General features: G+C 74.1%; 11 protein-coding genes. 8 read left to right on the top strand and 3 right to left on the bottom strand.

Features of this window, described 5'->3' with window-relative positions; genetic code table 11:
• Positions 1 to 28 precede the first annotated feature (28 nt).
• On the bottom strand, positions 29 to 1,459 hold the full coding sequence (locus tag AB0910_RS11860; RefSeq protein ID WP_366744400.1) for a CAP domain-containing protein: 1,431 nt from the start codon (positions 1,457 to 1,459) through the stop codon (positions 29 to 31).
• Positions 1,460 to 1,589: 130 nt separating this feature from the next.
• Here AB0910_RS11860 and AB0910_RS11855 point away from each other — a divergent pair, with 130 nt between their 5' ends.
• Positions 1,590 to 2,759, top strand: a complete 1,170-nt coding sequence (locus tag AB0910_RS11855; RefSeq protein ID WP_366744399.1) for a DUF1266 domain-containing protein — start codon at positions 1,590 to 1,592, stop codon at positions 2,757 to 2,759.
• A gap of 103 nt (positions 2,760 to 2,862) precedes the next feature.
• Here the strand turns inward: AB0910_RS11855 and AB0910_RS11850 are convergent, their stop codons facing one another.
• Complete coding sequence (locus tag AB0910_RS11850; RefSeq protein ID WP_366744398.1) at positions 2,863 to 4,776, bottom strand: peptidoglycan recognition family protein; 1,914 nt, start codon at positions 4,774 to 4,776, stop codon at positions 2,863 to 2,865.
• Between the two features lie 227 nt (positions 4,777 to 5,003).
• Positions 5,004 to 6,521 carry an APC family permease gene (locus AB0910_RS11845; protein ID WP_366744397.1) on the bottom strand — a complete coding sequence of 506 codons (1,518 nt, stop codon included), beginning with the start codon at positions 6,519 to 6,521 and terminating at the stop codon, positions 5,004 to 5,006.
• Between the two features lie 223 nt (positions 6,522 to 6,744).
• Between AB0910_RS11845 and AB0910_RS11840 the strand changes: the two genes are divergently transcribed.
• The 7 genes from AB0910_RS11840 to fabF all read left to right on the top strand — a co-directional run bounded on the left by AB0910_RS11840 (position 6,745) and on the right by fabF (position 18,687).
• A complete protein-coding gene (locus tag AB0910_RS11840; RefSeq protein ID WP_366744396.1) occupies positions 6,745 to 7,953 on the top strand; it encodes an ROK family protein in 1,209 nt (402 codons plus the stop codon).
• Between the two features lie 72 nt (positions 7,954 to 8,025).
• Positions 8,026 to 9,150, top strand: a complete 1,125-nt coding sequence (locus AB0910_RS11835) for an FAD-dependent oxidoreductase (protein ID WP_366744395.1) — start codon at positions 8,026 to 8,028, stop codon at positions 9,148 to 9,150.
• Positions 9,151 to 9,884: 734 nt separating this feature from the next.
• Positions 9,885 to 12,878 carry a 3-phosphoshikimate 1-carboxyvinyltransferase gene (aroA, locus tag AB0910_RS11830; RefSeq protein ID WP_366744394.1) on the top strand — a complete coding sequence of 998 codons (2,994 nt, stop codon included), beginning with the start codon at positions 9,885 to 9,887 and terminating at the stop codon, positions 12,876 to 12,878.
• Between the two features lie 152 nt (positions 12,879 to 13,030).
• Positions 13,031 to 14,206, top strand: a complete 1,176-nt coding sequence (locus AB0910_RS11825) for an acyl-CoA dehydrogenase family protein (RefSeq protein WP_366744393.1) — start codon at positions 13,031 to 13,033, stop codon at positions 14,204 to 14,206.
• Positions 14,203 to 15,039: an SDR family oxidoreductase gene (locus AB0910_RS11820; protein ID WP_366744392.1), complete on the top strand. Its 837-nt coding sequence runs from the start codon at positions 14,203 to 14,205 to the stop codon at positions 15,037 to 15,039. Before AB0910_RS11825 ends, AB0910_RS11820 begins: the two co-directional genes overlap by 4 nt.
• 36 nt (positions 15,040 to 15,075) lie before the next feature.
• On the top strand, positions 15,076 to 17,325 hold the full coding sequence (locus AB0910_RS11815) for an FAD-dependent oxidoreductase (protein ID WP_366744391.1): 2,250 nt from the start codon (positions 15,076 to 15,078) through the stop codon (positions 17,323 to 17,325).
• Positions 17,326 to 17,409: 84 nt separating this feature from the next.
• Entirely contained in the window at positions 17,410 to 18,687 is a 1,278-nt protein-coding gene (fabF, locus tag AB0910_RS11810) for a beta-ketoacyl-ACP synthase II (protein WP_366744390.1), read from the top strand.
• Positions 18,688 to 18,729: the final 42 nt, after the last annotated feature.

The following is an 18,729-nucleotide window of genomic DNA, read 5'->3' as shown; positions in this document are numbered from 1 at the left end:
GGAGGGGCGGCGCGGGCAGTGCGGGCGGTCAGCCCGTGCTGCCGAACAGCTGGGTCCAGTACGTGCCGAGCCTGCTGCCCGTGGCGTAGCCGACGCCGATGTGGGTGAAGTCGGGGCTGAGGATGTTGGCCCGGTGGCCCGGGCTGTTCATCCAGCCCTGGACCACCTCGGCGGCCGAGCGCTGGCCGCAGGCGATGTTCTCGCCGATCCCGCGGTGCGCGGCGCCGGCGGCGCGTGCCCGGTCCCAGGGCTGCCGCCCTTCCGGGTCGGTGTGGGCGTAGAAGTCCCTGGCGACCATGTCCGCGCTGTGCGCCTGGGCCGCGCGGGCGAGCAGCGGGTCGGCGGCGAGCGGGCCGAGTCCTGCGGCGGCCCGCTCGGCGCAGGTGAGGCGCACGACCTCGGCGGTGAGCCCGTCGAGGCCCGCCGGGGTCAGCGGCGAGGCCCACACGGCCGCCCAGAACACCTCGCCCGCTCCGCCTGCGGCGTGCCCGATGCCGAAGCGGGTGTAGGCGGGATCGGCGAACGGCGCCCTGCCGTGCGGCTGCGAGCGGCAGTACGCGACGAACCCGGCCGCGTCCCGCGGCCCGGAGACCAGGTGCTCCGTGAGGGCGAGGCAGGCGAAGCCGGCCAGGTCGACGCGCTGGTAGAGCGAGACGCCGTCCGGGGTCTCCACGGCGAGCGCGCCCGCGGCGGCCATGGCGGCGGCGTGCCCGGCGGCCGCCGCGCAGAGCCGCTCGTCGAGGGCGACGGGCGGGGCGCCCGCCGCGGCGCGCTCGGCGCCGACGAGCGCCGCGTACCCCTCGGGGTCGGCGGCGGGCGGCGGCACGCGCAGGTCGGTCAGTGTCGGGACGTACGCGGGCCGGCGCTGCGGCGGGGCCGGTATGCCGCCGTCCGTGCGCTCGGGCGTCCCCGCGCTGGCCCCTGCACCGCCTGCACCGCCTGCACCGCCTGCACCGTCTTCGTCTTCCTCGACGTCGACGCCGAAGTCGCGGGCGAGGCCCGCGAGCCCCTCCGCGTACCCCTGGCCGAGGGCGCGGATCTTCCAGCCGGTGCCGCGCCGGTAGACCTCGGCGAGCAGCAGGACCGTCTCGGTGGTCGCGGGCGGCGGGCGGAAGGTGGCGACGGTGGCCGGTGGCTCGCCGGGGCCGAGCACGGTGAGCACGGGCGCGGGCAGGCGGCCGAGCGGGACGCCGGGTTCGGCGGGGCTCAGCGCGACCGTGACGCGGCTCGCCCCCGGCCGCAGCCTGCGCGGCTCGACACGAACCGTGTGGGCGGCGCCGCCGGGTGAGACCTCGACGCCGGGCGCGGACGGCTGGTTGAAGAAGACGAAGTCGGCGTCACCGTCCACCGTGCGCTCGTCGCCCGTGACCAGCGCGGACATGTCGAAGGGTCCGGTGACGCGCAGGGTGAGCGCGCCATCCGGCAGCTGCTGGTTTCCTCCGGGTGTCAACTCGGCCATGGTCGCCCCTCGCTGTACGGCGCTCGCTGTGCGGCACACCAGGGAATACGTGCCGGAGGCGCGTGCGGTTCCGCCGGGTGCGCCAGGACCGGACGGGCTTTTCACGACGCGACCCGGGTAGGGTCGGCCGGTGGACAGTACACGGGGTGCGGGGGTGCGTTCGTTCGCGCGGCCGTGGCAGCCGCCGACGCGGATCGAGCGGGCGCTGCGGGCGACGCTCGGAGCGGACGACCGGGACGCGTACCTGCGCCTGCTCGCGGGGTGCGACCTCTTCCTCTATGTGCCGAAGGAGCAGGCGGACGCCGGGGGTTCGGTGCGCTGGGGCACGTGCAGGGACCGCAGAGGCGCGTGGTGCGTGGCCGTGCGCACGGCGGGCGCGCGGCTGCCGCGGCGGGCGCACGCCGTGGTGCAGCGCACGTCGCTGCGGGCGCTGGCCGAGCTGTGGCCCGACGGGCGGTTCGGGCTGTGCGTCAACCCGGGGACGCCTTCGGAGCGCACGTTCCCGGCCCGCCACCGCCACCGGCGGCACTGGCTGCGGGCCGCCGAGGGCGCGGGCGCCCGGAGGGCTGCCCTGCTGACGAAGTATGGCGGCCCGACGGCGGGGCTGCTCGCGCAGGCTCTGGCGTGCGGCGCGCCGCTCGCGGTGCGCGACGGCGTGCCGTGGAACGAGATCGGCGACGCGTACGACGACTACGCGCTGGACGCGCGGGTACTGCGCGCCTCGTGGGCCACCGCGACGCCCGCGCAGTGGCGCTCCCGGATGGACGCCCTGCTCACGACGCGCAGCGGTCCCGCGGGCCCGGAGTTCGCGCTGGGGGTGCGGCGGCGGCTCGCGGGCGCCGAGGGCGAGCGCGTACCGCTCGACGTGTGGCGCGACGCCTGCGCCGCGGTGCTCGGCGCCCGGGGCATGCCGGAGGCTTCGGGCCTCGCGGTGCAGGGGGCGGTCGGCAGGATCGCGCGGCACGAGGCGAGGTTCAGGGCCGACGGGCTGCTGCCGCCCGACGGGTGGGTGCGCAGCACGGCGGCGTACGACTTCGGGCGGGCTGTCGCGTTCGCGCGGCGCGGCCTCGGTGCGCGGCTGTGCGGCGGGCAGGAGGCGCGGGACGCGATCCTGCGGGCGGGCGCGCTCGCGGGGACGCGGCACACCTCGTGGGCGGACTTCTCCGCGGGGTACGCGCTGGGGCGGGTGCTCGGGGTCGGCGCCGACGAGTCCGGGCCCGCATACGCGGCCGTGCTGGAGCCGCACCGGGTGCTGACGGCCGATCAGGAGAGCCCGTGGCGGACGCTGCCCTGGGAGTGAGCCCGCGGCGCGCCGCGCCCCGGCCCCTCCCCCGCGCGTCCGTGCTCCCCGTCCCGCCCGGTGCGCGGCGGGCGGGACGGGGAGCGGGGCACGGGGCCGAGTGCTACTTGCTGGGGGAGGCGTGGACGGCCGCGGCGTCGAGCAGGGCGACACGGTGGTTGAACTGCACCGTGTAGAAGGTGCGGGCGCCGGTGACGACCGTGCCGCTGGTGGCGAAGTAGTCGTCCGTGCCGGTGGGCGGCCGGGTGGCGACGTACGCCTGGCCCTTGGGTGCGGTGTACTTGCCGAGCGGCGCCATGGTGGACGGTGAGAGGTCCGACGGGTACTCGTCCTTGTCCGGGTAGGCGGCGCCGTAGACGCCGGCGGCGCCGCTGCCCGAGGGGGTGACGACCAGCGCGCCGGGCGCGCGGCTCGTGTTGCGGGCGCCCGGGTTGTAAATCCAGCCCTTGCGGCCCGCGTACCAGATCGCCGTCCAGTCGCCCTTCGCGCCCGCGACCACGTACTGCTGGCCCGCGGAGACCGTGCCGCCCCAGTCGGCGATGCCCGTGGTGCCCGCGCCGTCGGTGTGCAGGTACGGGTCGGAGACGAGCGGCGCGTCGGTCTCGGGCGCGGTGCGCACATAGAGGAAGTTGGCAGGCGCGCTGCTGTCGTGGCACTTCTCGGTGGCGCCCGACGGGTCGTCGGCGGGGCAGATGGTGGAGGTCTGGACGTTGTCGGCGAAGGACGGCGTGATGGTGACCGCCGTGCCCGCGGGGCCCACGCCGTGCTTGCCGGGTACCGGGTGGCCGAGCAGGGCCATGAAGCGGTTCCAGTCCCAGTAGGGGCCCGGGTCCCAGTGCATGCCGGCGACGGTGCCGTCGCCCGGCGCGGGCACGTTGTCGTGGCCGACGACGTGCTCGCGGTCGAGGGGGATGCCGTACTTGGCCGCGAGGTAGGTGACGAGGTCGGCGGTCTCCTCGTACTGGGCCTGGGTGTACCAGGTGGCGCCCTGGGCGGCGAAGCCCTCGTGCTCGATGCCGATCGAGTGCATGTTGAACCAGTAGTTGCCCGCGTGGAAGGCGATGTCCTTCGTCGGGACCATCTGGGTGACGGAGCCGTCGGACGCCTTCATCACGTAGTGCGCCGAGTCGCCGCCCGCCTTCTGGAACAGGTCGACGGCGTCCTGGTACGAGGTCTCGGTGTCGTGGATGACGATGTACCTGATGGCCATGGAGTCGTCGGGGCGGTCGGCGACCTGGCCGTTGGAGGGCGCGGCGGCGATGAACCGGCAGGCGACCGTGTCGGGGCACTCGGTCGCCCGGGCCGCGGGCGCGCCCGGCGCCGGCGGCTTGGGGTAGGCCCTGGTGAGCTGGGAGGCCGCGGGCCGCAGCGCGGGCTGCCCTGCGAGGGCGATGCGCTGGCCGCCGTCGGCGGTGCGGCCCGCGCCGGTGCGCAGCGTGCCGTACACCCGGGCGGCGAAGGCGCCCGCGGTCGCGCGGTCGGACGCCTGGCTGTAGCGGGCGACCGCGCCGTACCACTGCGCGGGGTCCGCGGGGGTGCCGCCCGTCAGCGCCTTCTCGTACGAGGCGAGGAGCGCGGCGCCGCCACGGATGTTGGCGCCGCTGTCGGTGCGCAGCGCGGCGGCGGGGGCGCCGGTGAGGCGGGCGGCGGCGGTCAGCGTGTGCAGGGCGGGGTCCTTGGTGAACGTCCCGAGGTCGCCGCGGCCTGCGGCGCCCGCACCGCCCGCGCCCGCCATCGCGGGGGTGACGTCGGTGAGGTTCATCGGACCGTAGCCGCCGCCGGTGTTGAACTGCCCCTGGTGCGCGTCCCATTGGGATTCCTGGTACGCGACGGCGAGCAGGACGGAGGTGGGCACGTGGTACGCGGCGGCGGCAGCGGCGAACTCCGCCTGGCGGGTGCCGGCGTGTCCCGGGCCCGGCGCGGCGGCAGCGGCGGGCAGGAAGGTGAGACAACCCGCGGCGAGCACGCCGCTGGTGAGGGCCGCGCGTACGGACCCTCTCGGTCTGCGCTGGTGCATGTGGAGGACCTCTCGTGCACAGTCGGACAGGGTCTCGGGCGGGTGGCGGCGCCGTGCGCGGCCGTGGCCGAGGTCTGCCGCCGTCCGCCGCCTGGCACCCTACGCCGGGACCCCGCCGCGGGCCGCTCCCCTGCGCCGCGCGGCCGCGCACCGCCACACGGACAGCAGAGGGCCCGTCACCGCGCGCCCGGTGGAAAGGGGCTGACGCGGGGTCGGGGTACGGCGCGTCAGGTCGTCGTCGGGCCACCGTCGGCCCCCGCCTCCTCGGGCGCGCCGGACGGGTCTGCGGGTGCGTGCAGATAGCGCTCGTCGATCTCCTTGGGGCCGAAGGGCCAGGTGTGTTCTGCCCTCGCCCACACCAGGAAGGCGAGACAGCCGAGCGCCACCCAGCCGAGGGAGCCCTCGATGGGGTGCAGTCCCGGGTTGTTCCTGTCGGCGAACACATAGACCGTCAGCCAGCCGGCGAGCGCCACGACGGAGGGCAGCGGGTAGAGCCACATCCGGTAGGGCCGCCGCAGGCCCGGCTGCCGCCTGCGGAGCACGGTGACGGCGGCGATCTGCGCGAACGCCTGGACGATGACCATCGTGGTGGTGAGGAAGGTGATCAGCACGGTCAGCGGCGGGTGCGCCTGCGCGTCGCCCAGGTGCCGGCTGACCAGAAAGGCGGCCGCCGTGATCACCCCCATGGCGACCAGGCCGAGCACCGGGAAGCGGTGGCGCGGGTGGAGCCTGCCGAACTGCTTGAAGAAGACCTTGTCGCGGGCCGCGTCGTAGGGCACCCGGGAGCCGCCGAGCAGCCCGGCGAAGACGGAGGCGAAGGCGGTGATCAGGATGAGGACCGTGATCACGTCCGCGGTGGTCCTGCCCCACGCCTTCTCCAGGACGACGGCCGCGACCGAGCGGGACGCCGGGTCGGCGGGGTCGATCATGTCGTGCCAGTTCACCACGCCGAGCGTGCCGATCTGCATCAGCAGGTAGATGCACATGACGCCGACGATGGCGTAGACGATGGAGCGCGGCAGCACCCGGCCGGGGCGCTTGATCTCCGCGCCCATGTAGGCGGTCGTGTTGTAGCCGAGGTAGTCGTAGATCCCGATGGTCAGCCCGCCGGCGAAGCCGAGCCAGAACTTCGTGGAGCCGAGGTCGAAGGCGTGGGCCGGGTAGGTGAAGGCGTCCGCCGCGTGGAAGTGGGTGAAGGACGCGACGATCACGCAGGCGACGCTGACGATCATGATCGCCCAGAGCACCGAGGTGAGCCGCCCGACCGAGTCGATGCGCCGCCACAGCAGCAGCACGACGGCGAGGCACATCGCGAGCCCGACCAGGTCGCCCTGCCCGCCGGACATGGACGGCCAGAGGAAGGCCAGGTACTGCACGAAGCCGGCCACTCCCGTCGACATGATCAGCGGGATGAACAGCATGGCCGTCCAGGTGAAGAGGAACGGCACGAGCCGTCCCGTCCGGTACTGGAACGCCTCGCGCAGATAGATGTACGAGCCGCCCGCGCCCGGCATGGAGGCGCCGAGTTCGGCCCAGATCAGCCCGTCGGCGAGCGCGAGGACCGCGCCCGCGACCCAGCCGATGACGGCCTGCGGCCCGCCGAACGCGATGATCATCGCGGGGATCGTGATGAACGGCCCGATGCCGACCATCTGGCTCATGTTGATCGCGCTCGCCTGGAACTGGCCGATCCTGCGGACGAACCCCACGTCGTCCTGTGCTGCCGTACGGTCGGTGCCTGCCACCCGCTGCGCCTCCTCCGTCTGTCGGGACGTGCTGTCGCGTCGTGGGATGGGGAGCCGCGTGGGGGCGGGGAGGCCGCCGGAACGGGCCGCGTCGAGGACCATCGGGACGGCGCCGCAACCAAGTTAGGATGCTTAACAAAAGAACGTCAACGGCCGGGGAGGCACGATTCCGAGCGGCGGGCAGGACGGCAACCGCGGTCGCCAGGACGGCCGTCCGGGGGACGTGACGTGGCACAGGGGCGTGCTGCGCAGCCACAACGAGCGTGTGCTGCTGGACGCGCTGCGGGCGGCCGGGTCCACCTCGCGGGCCGAACTCGCCCGCACCACGGGCCTGTCGAAGCCGACCGTGTCCGCCGCGCTGGCCGCCCTGGAGTCCGCGGGCCTGGTGCGCCGCACCGGCGAGGTCAGCAGGGGGCAGGGCCGCGGCCGGGCCGCTGTGCTGTACGAGGCCGACGCGACGGCCGGGTACGTCGTCGGCGTGGACGTGGGCCGCGCGTGGCTGCGCGCGGCCGCGGCCGACCTGGACGGCACGGTGGTGGGCCGCAGCGACGCCCCCAACACCGCCCGTACGGCAGGGGCCATCGTGCGCGACGCGGCGCGCCTGGCGCGCTCGGTCGCCGCGGCCGCCGGGCTCGACTGGTCGCAGGTGGTGCACACCGTCGTCGGCAGCCCGGGCGTCACCGACCCGCAGACGCGCAGGGTGCGCTACGCGGTCAATCTGCCGGGCTGGGGCCGCAGCGGCCTCTTCGAGCGGCTGCGCGCCGAACTCGGCACCGGGCTCGACGTGTTGAACGACGCCAACCTCGCCGCGCTCGGTGAGTACGCCCTCGGCGCGGGCCGGGGCTCCCGGCTGTTCGCGTACCTGTGGGTGGGCACGGGCCTCGGCGCCGGCGTGGTGGCGGACGGCAGGCTGTTCAGGGGTGTCCACGGCGCGGCGGGCGAGATCGGCTATCTGCCGATGCGCCCGCTGCCCGCAGCGGGCGACCGGGAGCCCGGCGAACGGGGCGCGCGCGGCGGCCCGATGGAGGAGGCGGTCTCCGCTGACGCCGTGGTGGCGCTCGCCAGGTCGCTCGGCATGCCGGAGTCCTCGGCGCACACCGCGAAGGACGTGTTCGCCGCCGCGCGCGCCGGGGACGCGACAGCGCTGCGGGTGGTGGAGCGCGAGGGCGCGCGCCTCGCGCACGCCGTGGCGGCGCTCGCGGCCGTGCTCGACCCCGAACTCGTGGTGCTGGGCGGCGGGGTGGGCGGCAACGGCGATCTGCTGCTCCCGCCGCTGCGGGCCTGCCTGCGGGAGCTGACGCCGCTGCGCCCGCGCGTGGTCGGCTCGGCGCTCGGCGACGACGCGGTGCTGCTCGGCGCGGTGGCGCGGGCCGCGGAGGCGGCGCGTGAGCGGGTCTTCGACACGCGTGGTGTCCGGCGCACCGGAAGATGAACCCGCCCCCTGCGGTTGCACGTTGAACAAGTAAAGCCATCAAGTACACAAGTGGAAAGAAGTGGGCTGCACATGGCCACGACCACGACCACGACCGCACGCCGGGTGGTCATCATCGGCGGCGGCTACGCGGGCGTACGCCTGGCGCGCGACCTCGACCCGGACGCGGACGTCACGCTGATCGACCTGAAGGAGGCGTTCTTCCACCGGGTCGCGTCGCTGCGCGCGAGCTCCGACGACACCTGGACGTACGCGCCGTTCATACCGTACGACGGGCTGTTGGCGCGGGGGCGGGTGCTGCGCGACAAGGCCGTCGGCATCAGGACGGCGGAGCGGCAGGTGCTCCTCGCCTCCGGCGGCGTCGCCCCGTACGACGTGCTGGTGCTGGCGACAGGCGCCGACTACCAGGAGCCCGCGCGGTTCACCGGCGGCACCGTGGCCGAGGCGGCCTCCGCCTTCCACGGGCACCAGCGGCGGGCGGCGGGCGCCCGCTCGATGCTGGTGATCGGCGGCGGTCCCTCCGGGGTGGAGCTCAGCGCGGAGTTGCGCCGGGCCAACCCCGAGGCCACGGTCACGCTCGCGCACTCGGGGAGCCATCTGCTCTCGCGGCTCGGCACCGGGCGGATGGGGCGCAGGGCCCGCACCTGGCTCGAAGAGCACGACGTGCGCGTGCTGCTCAACACCGAGGTCTCCTCGGCGGGCGGGACCGGCAGCAGGCTGCGCGACCAGGCGGGCAGCCCGCTCGGCGCCGACGTGGTGTTCTGGACCACGGGCACCACCCCGAACACGCTGTGGCTGCGCCTCGCGGGCCACGGCTCCTGGCTCGACGCCACCGGCCACGTCCGGGTCGACCCGCACCTGAGAGTGCTCGGGCAGCGGGACGTCTTCGCGATCGGCGACGTCAACGACGTGTCGGAGGCAAAGCTCAGCCCGAGCGCGCTCGCGCAGGGCGAGGCGGCCGCCCACAACATCCGCAGCCAACTGCGGGGCGTGCGGCACAGCAGCGGCGCACGCCCCTACCGGCCCGCCCCGGTACGGGTGTTCTCGGTGCCGTTCGGGCCCGAGGGCGGCACCACACTGCTGCCGGTGCTCGGCAGGGACGCCCTGGTGCTCGGCAACCGCGCGACGGCCAGGGTCAAGAGCAGGACCCTGATGCTCCCGGCGGTCCAGGGGCTGCTCGGACACCCCACCGGGTGACCGGCGGGGTCCGGGCGAGGGCGGGCCCGCGCCCGCCGCGGCCGTCCGCGGGATGAGACGCGGCCCATCGCGGCAGTGGCGTCCGCCACATGACGCCCACTCCGCGCCGGTCACGGGAACGGTCACCACGTGCGGGTCGTCTCACTCGTAAGGGGCGAGCTGCATGCATGCGCCGGGCATTGATATAAAGCTCATATGACCGAGCACTTCCAGCTGGACCACCGCCGTCGCGGCGTGGTTCCGCGCGGGCTCGTCGTCCGGACGCTCTCCCCCGTGCACCCGCTCCCGGGCCGCACGAGCGCACCTCGGCTCCTGCCACGACCGGAGGGCCCCGCAGCGTGGGCTCCACGCCATGACAGCCGTCCGATCTGTTCCACGCGTCATCGGATGCCGCGATCCGCGCGGAGTGACTGACCCCCGTGGGCGCTCCCCCAGCGCTCGCGCCACTTCGCGATACGGTCGGTCCCGTGCCCGCGTCCATGCCCGCAGGCCGGCCGTCGTTCCCCGCGAGGACCGCACCGCGGTCCGACCGGCGATGTCGCATGCCCGCCCGCCCCAGCTTCCATAACGTGACCACTGCCGTCCCACGGACGGTTCCGTCACCGAGCCACGGCCTCAGCGGCCGGGGCCGCGTCCGTGGTGTCCAGGCGCCTTCGCGCCACGACGACGGCGCCGCCCCCGCCCCGCAGACCGCGGCCCGGTGTGCCCGCCAGGCCAGGGAGTAGCAAGCCCCCATGCACCTTCTCGTCAAAGGGATCAAGCACCCGCTCACCGGTGATGTCCTCGTCCCCAACTCCAAGTACCACGCGCACCGCGCGCTGATCCTCGCCTCGCTCGCCGACGGCGAGAGCCGTGTGCACGGGCTCTCCGACGCCCGGCACGTCGAGTACACCGTGCAACTGCTGCGCGGCCTCGGCGTGAAGATCACACGCGACGGCGACACCTTCGTCGTGCACGGCCTCGGCGGGCGCTACAAGCCGCGCCGCGCGGCCGTGTCCGCAGGCAGCTCAGGCACGACGCTGTACTTCATGATCGGACTCGCCTCGCTCTCCGACCGCGACGTGGCGGTCACCGGGCAGAAGTACTTCAGGCGCCGTCCGGTAGGACCGCTGCTGCGCGCCCTCGAACAGATGGGCGTGGGCGTGGAGTCGGCGGACGACTGCCCGCCGATCCAGGTGACGGGCCGCCGGCCGACCGGCGGCCACGTCACCATCGCGGGCACCCTCTCGCAGTGGATCTCGGGGCTCATCCTGCTCGCCCCCTTCGCCACCGGGCACACCACCATCGAGGTGCAGGGCGAGCTCAACGAGCGGACGTACCTGGAGCTGACGGTCGCGATGATGCGGCAGTTCGGCCTGCAGGTCACCGTCTCCGAGGACTGGCGCAGGTTCGACATCGAGCCGAACCAGGAGGCGCACCCGGTCGAGCTGACGCTGCCGCCGGACATCGGTTCCGCCGCCTTCGGCGTCGCCGCCGCCGCGCTGCACCCGTCCGACGTGCTGCTGCGCGGCATCACCTCGCTCGAGGGCGGCCCGGCCGACCACCCCGAGTTCCACTTCCTCGACATCGCGCGCGCCATGGGCGTGCCGATGGAGGTGGACGAGGCGGCGGGCGGCGTCCGCATCCAGCAGGACCGCCCGATGCTCAAGGGCGTCGACATCGACTGCCGCGACGTGCCGGACATGCTGCCGATCCTCTCCACGCTCGGCACCTTCGCGTACGGCGAGTCGGTGTTCCGCAACATCGCCCACACGCGGCTCAAGGAGTCGGACCGCGCCGCCGCGATGCTCCAGCTCAACTCCATGGGCGGCGAGCTCGAACTGACCAGCGACACACTGCGGGTGCGCGGCGTGGGCGGCCTCGTCGGCGCCAAGCTCTCGTCGTTCAACGACCACCGCGTGCTGATGTCGCTCGCCATCGCCTCCTCGCGGGCCGGCGGCCACTCCACGCTCACCTATCCGAACGCGTACCGGATCTCGTATCCGACCTTCCTCGACGCGATGAACACGCTCGGCGTGCCGATGTCGGTCGAGGAGGGCGCGGGCGCGATCGGCAAGGCGAAGCCGCGCCGCCTGGAGCGCGAGGTCGCCAAGCCGGACCTGGCGGCAGGGGTCACGCTGCCCGAGTGGCTGCGGCGGCGTGCCGAGGCCAGGCCCCACGACACCGCCGTGGTGGACGTCCGTTCCGACCACGACGAGATCGTCACCTGGGGCGAGCTGGCCGAGCGCGTGGAGCGCACGGCGGCGCTGCTGCTCGACCTCGGGGTGAGGCCGGGCGAGAACGTCGCCTACCAGCTGCCCAACCGGGTCGAGTTCGTGGTGCTCTCACTCGCCGCGCTGCGCGTCGGCGCGGTGTGCTGCCCGATCATCCCGTTCTTCCGCGAACGCGAGGTCGGCTTCGTCCTGCGCCGCTCGAAGGCCAGGGTCCTCGTCGTCACCGACGAGTACCGCGCCCGCCGCCCCGCCGACGAGGCCGTCGGGCTCTCCGAAGAAGACCGCGCCGCGCTGGAGCACGTGCTGGTGCTGTCCACCGCCGGGGGCCCCGCCGCGCTGCCCGACGCGGGCGCGACCGGCCTCGCCGTACGGGACTTCGACGCGGCGCTCGCCGCCACCGAGGTGGACAGGGCGGCGCTCGACGCGATCGTGCCCACCCCGGACATGACGGCGCAGCTGCTGTTCACCTCCGGTACCACGGGCGAGCCGAAGGGCGTCACCCAGCCCACCGGCAACCTGGTGCGCGCCGCCTCCATGGAGATCAAGCACCTCGGCCTCGGCGCGCGCGACGCGATCTGGGTGCCTTCGCCGCTCGCCCACCAGACCGGGTTCCTCTACGGCATGGTGCTCGCGACGGTGCTCGGCGTGCCGCAGATCGTGCAGTCGGACTGGGACGCCAAGCGCGCGCTCCAGTCGCTCAACCAGCACGGCGCGACCTTCGTGCAGGCGGCGACGCCGTTCCTCTCCGACCTGGTCAAGGCCGTCGAGGAGAGCGGCGAGACGCCCCGCAACCTGCGGATCTTCGTGGCCACGGGCGCCCAGGTGCCGCGCGGCCTCGCCGAGCGCGCCGGCCGGCTGCTCGGCGCCGACGTGTGCGGCGCCTTCGGCACCACGGAGACGTGCCTCGGCGCGCTCTCCGCGCCGGGCGACGAGCCGGGCGAGCGCTGGGGCTCCGACGGCCGCGCGCTCGACGGCATCGAGCTGCGCATCACCGACGACGCGGGACGGGTGCTGCCCGCGGGCGAGGAGGGCAACTTCGAGCTGCGCTCCCCGACCGTGTTCGGCGGCTACCTGGACCGGCCCGACCTGACGGCCGAGGTCTTCACCGAGGACGGCTGGTACCGCACGGGCGACCTGGCGACGATCGACGCCTCGGGCTTCCTGCGGATCACCGGCCGGGTCAAGGACGTCGTCAACCGCGGCGGCGAGAAGATCCCGGTCGCCGAGGTGGAGCAGCTGCTGTTCGGCCACCCCGCCGTCGAGGACGTGGCGATCGTGGCCATGCCCGACGAGCGGCTCGGCGAGCGCGCCTGCGCCTTCGCGGTGTTCAAGGACGGTGCGACCCTGGAGTTCGGGGAGATGCAGCGCTACCTCGACGAGCACCAGGTGGCCAAGCAGTACTGGCCCGAGCGCCTCGAACCGATCGACGCGCTGCCGCGCAACCCGATCGGCAAGGTGCAGAAGTTCGAGCTGCGTGCGAGGGCCCGCGGTCTGCGTCCGCACGACGCGCTGTAGACAATGCCCTCGGGCGCCGGGAGCGCGCCGCGTGCGGCGGCCGTGGGAGCACGGCCGCCGCACGGGCGGCTCCCGCGCGCGGGATGGGCACGGTGCCCGGCCGACGTCCGGCCTGGCACCCTCTCGGGAAAGACGGAAGGCAGATTCAGCAGATGACCGACGACCAGCGGTTCCACCAGCTCAAGACCCAGGTGGAGGAGTGGGTGGAGGGGCCCGGCGAGCGCTGGGCCGAGCGCATCGAGGAGACGGGGGAGGTCCCCGAGGAGCTGTGGGCCGAGCTGAACGAGCTCGGGTTCCTGCGCGTGGCCGCGCCGAAGGAGTACGGCGGCCAGGGCCTCGGCTTCGCGCGCTGGATGGAGCTGATGGAGATCTTCTCCCGCTCGCACGGCTCCGTACGCATGATCGTGCACGTGGTCAACGGCATCTGGCGGTCCATGGACGGCCACGCGAACGACGACCAGCGCAAGCGCTTCGTGATCCCGTCCGTCACGGGCGAGATCAAGATCGCGTTCACGCTCACCGAGCCGGGCAACGGCACCGGCGCCGACATCACCACCTCCGTGGTGCGCGAGGGCGACACGTACTACCTGTCGGGCCGCAAGCACCTGATCACGTTCGGCGTGCGGTGCGACTACTACCTGCTGGCCGCGCGCGTCGAGGGCAGCACGGGCCACGAGGGCACCGTCGCGCTGCTGGTGCCGCGCGAGGCCGCGGGCGTCACCGTCGAGGACACGTCCAACACGATGGGCGTCACCGGCACCGACCACGCGTCGCTGGTCTTCGACCGCACCCCGGTCCCCGTCGACCACCGGCTCGGCGCCGAGGGCGAGGGCCTGGAGGTCTTCCTCGGCGGCTTCCTCACCCCCTCGCGCATCTCCGTCGCGATGAGCTGCGTGGGGCTCGCCGAGCGCGCGCAGCAGCTGGCCGTCCAGTACGCGGCGGGCCGCGTGACGTTCGGCAAGTCGCTGACCCAGCGCCAGGCCATCCAGTTCATGCTCGCCGAGAACCAGGCCGACATCGAGGCCGCCAAGCAGCTGGTGCTGCACGCGGCCCGCCGCTTCGAGGAGGGCGCCGACGACGCGTCGATGCAGTCCTCGATGGCGAAGATGCACGCGGTGACGATGCTGACGAACGTCACCGACAAGGCCCTCCAGGTGCACGGCGGCCTCGGCTACTGGAAGTCGCAGAAGATCGAGCGCGTGTACCGGGACGCCCGGGCGCAGCGCTTCGAGGAGGGCACCAACGAGGTGCAGAAGGCGGTCGTCTTCCGCGAGCTGCTCCAGCGCGCGAAGGCTGCCGGTACGAGCGAGAAGGAGACCGCCCGATGAGCGGCACGCAGGACGCAGGGAAGACCGAGCGGGTCTCGCTGATCACGGGCGCCTCGCGGGGCATCGGCCGCGCCCTGGCGCTGACCCTGGCCCGTGAGGGCGGCACGATCGCCGTCAACTACAAGAAGAACGCGGACCTCGCGGAGAAGACGGTCGCCGACATCGAGGAGGCCGGGGGCCACGGCTTCGCCGTGCAGGCCGACGTCGAGACGACCGAGGGCGTGCAGGCGCTGTTCGACGAGGTGGCGCGGCGCTGCGGGCGCCTCGACCACTTCGTGTCGAACGCCGCGGCCAGCGCGTTCAAGAACATCGTGAACGTCGGACCGCACCACCTGGACCGGTCGTACGCGATGAACCTGCGGCCCTTCGTGCTGGGCGCGCAGGAGGCCGTGAAGCTGATGGACAAGGGCGGCAGGATCGTCGCGCTGTCCTCGTACGGCTCGATCCGCGCGTACCCGACGTACGCGACGCTCGGTGCGATGAAGGCCGCGATCGAGGCGTGGGTGCGGTACATGGCGGTGGAGTTCGCGCCGTACGGCATCAACGTGAACGCGGTCAACGGCGGTCTGATCGACTCGGACTCGCTGGAGTACTTCTACAACGTCAAGGGCATGCCGGACATGCAGAGCGTGCTCGACCGCATCCCCGCGCACCGCCCCGGCACGGTGCAGGAGGTCGCCGACACGATCAACTTCCTGCTGGGCGAGGGCTCCGGCTACATCACGGGCCAGACCCTGGTGGTCGACGGCGGTCTCAGCGTGGTCGCGCCGCCGTTCTTCGCCGACGCGGGCCCCGAGCTCCAGCTGCCGCCGCGCCCCACGCGGGAATCCTGACCCCGGGGACGCACTGAATTCGGAGAGGGACTGCACGTGTTCGACCATGTCTTCCGGTCAGGTGCCATCGGCGGCCTGACGCTGCCGCACCGCATCGTCATGGGTGCCATGCACCTCAATCTGGAGGCCCTGGAGGACGGCGGGGCCGCGCTCGCCGCGTTCTACGCCGAGCGTGCGGGCGGTGGCGCGGCACTGATCGTCACCGGCGGCACGGCGGTCTCCCCCGCGGGGGCCGGCGGTCCCGGGTACGGCATGGTCGGCGATCCCTCCCACCGCGCCGCGCTGCGCCGGGCCGCCGACGCGGTGCACGCGGCGGGCGGGCTGATCGCGCTGCAGCTGTTCCACGCCGGGCGGTACGCACTGCCCGGCGTGGCGGGCACGGACGGCGGCGCCCCGTTCGCGCCGTCGGCCGTGTACAGCAAGTTCTCCCGCACGACGCCGCGGGAGATGTCGGCCGCCGACATCGCAGGGACCGTCGCCGACTTCGCGCGGGGCGCCGAGGCGGCCCGTGAGCTCGGCTTCGACGCCGTCGAGGTGATGGGCTCAGAGGGCTATCTGATCAACCAGTTCACGGCTCCGCTGACCAACAGGCGCGACGACGCGTGGGGCGGGGACGCCGAGCGGCGGCGCCGCTTCCCCGTCGAGGTGATGCGGGCCGTGCGCGCCGCGGTGCCCGGCTTCCCCGTGCTGTTCCGGATGTCGGGCGCCGACCTGGTGGAGGACGGCACGCCGCCGCAGGACACGGCGGCGCTCGCCGTGGCGCTCGCCGAAGCGGGCGCCGACGCGCTCGCGGTGGGCGTCGGCTGGCACGAGTCGCCGGTCCCGACCGTGCAGGCGCAGGTGCCCGAGGGCACCTGGGCGGTGTTCGCGAAGGACGTGAAGCGCGCGCTGCGCGGCGCGGGCCGCGGCGCGGTGCCGGTGATCGCCTCCAACCGCTTCAACCGGCTCTCCCAGGCCGAGGAGGTGCTGGCCGGCGGAGACGTGGACTATGTGGCGATGGCGAGGCCGTTCCTCGCCGACCCGGCGATCGTGGCCAAGTCGCGCGCGGGCCGGGCCGCGGCGGTGGACCTGTGCATCGCCTGCAACGAGGCGTGCATCGACAGGTCGTTCGGCACCGAGCGGGTGTCCTGCCTGGTCAATCCGCGGGCCGGGTACGAGGCGGAGTTCACGGCTGCGGCCGCCTCCGGCGCCTCGGCGCGGCGCAGGTACGCGGTCGTCGGCGCGGGCATCGCGGGGCTCCAGGCGGCCCGCACCCTGCTGGCCCTCGGCCACGAGGTCGAGGTCTTCGAGGCGGCGGCCGAGCCCGGCGGCCAGTTCCGGCTCGCGGGGCAGGTGCCGGGCAAGGGCGACTTCGCCCGGACCGTGCGCCACCACGTGGCCGAACTCGCCGAGTACGGCGCCGCGTTGCACCTCAATCACCGCATCGGCCACAAGGACGCCGCGCTGCTCGCGGCCTTCGACGGGGTGGTGCTCACGTCCGGTGTGCTGCCGGTGCGGCCCGCGCTGCCGGGGCTCGCGCTGCCCCATGTGATCGACTACGCGCAGGCGTTCGCCGACCCGGACGCGCTGGGCGAGCGGGTCGCGGTGATCGGCGGTGGCGGAATCGCCGTGGACCTCGCGCACCTGCTGACGGCGGGCCGCGCGGCCGCGTCGACGCCCGAGGAGTTCCTCGCGGCGCACGCGGTGACGGGCGGCTCGCCCGCCGCGGCGCCCGCGCGGCCGGTCCGCGCGGTGACGGTGATGCGGCGCGGCGGCCGGGTCGGCGCCGGCATCGGCCCGAGCACCCGCTGGGTCGCCATGGCCGAGCTGCGCGCAGCGGGCGTGGAGACGCTGGTCGGCGTGGAGTACGAGGAGATCACCCGCGAGGGCGTGGTGGTCAGGGAGGCGGAGGGCGGGCGCCGGCTGGTGCGGGCCGACCATGTGGTGCTCGCCGCAGGCCAGGAGCCCGAGCGGGACGCCCGCTACGCGCTGCTGCGGGCCGGTGTGCCGTTCGAGGCGGCCGGCGGGGTGACGGGCGCCGACCGGCTGAACGCGGTGCGCGCCACCGCGCAGGGGCTGCGGGCCGCGCACCGGCTGGTGGCCAGGACGGCTTCGGACCCGCACGCGGCGCCCGCGGTGGCCGCGGCCTCCACAGCAGCCGCCGCCTCCGCCGGGCCCGGCGCCGTACCGGCGGGCCCCGACGGTACCGGTTCGGCAACGGCCGCCGCCGCCCCGACAGGCCAGAACAGGACAGATCCGACAAACGAGGCGCGTGCCAACGCGACAGCAGGGGCGTGTGGGACATAAGACGCGTATGAGGCGGGCATATCGCGCGGTGCCCGGAACTTTTATCGACAACGGCCGGAATGAGGTTCAAGGTTTGGCAGGCCCATGCCTGGCACTCCGGAGCCGAGCAGGAGGAGCGCAGTGAGCAATCAGCAAGTGGTGGTGACGGGCTTCGGCGCCCTCACCCCTGTCGGCAACGACCGGGAGAGCACCTGGCAGGCGCTTCTCGCGGGCAAGTCGGGTATCGGACCCATCACGCGGTTCAACGCGACGGGCATGCCGACGGGCATCGCGGGCGAGGTCACCGGCTTCGACCCGTCCGAGCTGCTCGACCGCAAGCGGGAGCGCCGCTCGGCACGCTTCTCCCAGCTGGCGATCGCCGCGGCGCGCGAGGCCGCGCAGGACGCCGGTCTCACCATCGGCGAGGACGGTGTCGCGCCCGGCCGCGTCGGTGTGGTCGTGAACAACGCGGTCGCCGGCATGGACGGTGTGGAGAACGCCGTGGACACCATGCACAGCGACCCGCGCAAGGTGAACCCGTACTTCGTCTCCTCCGTCATCCCCAACATGCCGGCCTGCGAGGTCGCCATCGACCTCGGCATCAAGGGCCCGGTCACGGCGAGCGCGCTGGCCTGCGCCTCCGGGGTGTACGCGCTGGTCGAGGCGCGCAGGCTGATCCTGTCGGGCGAGGCCGACGTGGTGATCGCCGGCGGCACGGACTCGGCGATCACCCCGGTGATGTTCAGCGGCCTGTCCACCATGGGGGCGCTGTCGCGCCGCAACGAAGACCCGACGCACGCGAGCCGCCCCTTCGACGCGGAGCGCGACGGCTTCGTCTTCGGCGAGGGCGCCGTGGTGTGCGTACTGGAGTCGGCCGAGCACGCCAGGGCGCGCGGCGCCCGCGCCTACGCGGAGGTCGCGGGCGGGGCCCTGACCTCGGACGCGTTCCACGTCTCCGCGCCCGACCCGAGCGGCGAGGGCGCCATGGAGGCCATGCGCGGCGCGCTGCGCGCCTCCGGCACGGACGCGGGCGACATCGACTACATCTGCGCCCACGGCACCAGCACCCGGATCAACGACCTCACCGAGACGCGGGCGATCCGCGAGGTGTACGGGTCGCATGCGTACGATCTGACCGTCAGCTCGCCCAAGTCCATGGTGGGCCACCTGATCGGGGCGGCGGGGGCGCTCTCCGCGATGGTGTGCGCGCTCGCGATCAGGGACGGCGTGGTGCCGCCCACGATCAACCTGGACACACCCGGCGAGGAGTGCGACCTCGACTACGTGCCGCACACCGCCCGCCAGACCGAGGTCCGCGCTGCGGCGGTCAACGCGTTCGGCTTCGGCGGCCAGAACTGCGTGGCCGTGCTGCGCGCGGTCTGACCGCCGCCGGGGCCGCAGAAGGCTCTCCGAGAGGAACAGCAT

Source organism: Streptomyces sp. NPDC047002 (assembly GCF_040704505.1).
Taxonomy (GTDB): Bacteria; Actinomycetota; Actinomycetes; order Streptomycetales; family Streptomycetaceae; genus Streptomyces.
Note: the sequence above shows the minus strand (reverse complement) of the source record. Positions and strands in the feature narration are given on the sequence as shown.

Bases quoted from the DNA above. Each gene is read 5' to 3' on its own strand.
- aroA (WP_366744394.1), top strand. From the start codon at position 9,885: ATGCACCTTCTCGTCAAAGGGATCAAGCACCCGCTCACCGGTGATGTC.
- AB0910_RS11820 (WP_366744392.1), top strand. From the start codon at position 14,203: ATGAGCGGCACGCAGGACGCAGGGAAGACCGAGCGGGTCTCGCTGATC.
- AB0910_RS11860 (WP_366744400.1), bottom strand. From the start codon at position 1,459: ATGGCCGAGTTGACACCCGGAGGAAACCAGCAGCTGCCGGATGGCGCG.
- AB0910_RS11850 (WP_366744398.1), bottom strand. From the start codon at position 4,776: ATGCACCAGCGCAGACCGAGAGGGTCCGTACGCGCGGCCCTCACCAGC.
- AB0910_RS11835 (WP_366744395.1), top strand. From the start codon at position 8,026: ATGGCCACGACCACGACCACGACCGCACGCCGGGTGGTCATCATCGGC.
- fabF (WP_366744390.1), top strand. From the start codon at position 17,410: ATGCCTGGCACTCCGGAGCCGAGCAGGAGGAGCGCAGTGAGCAATCAG.
- AB0910_RS11825 (WP_366744393.1), top strand. From the start codon at position 13,031: ATGACCGACGACCAGCGGTTCCACCAGCTCAAGACCCAGGTGGAGGAG.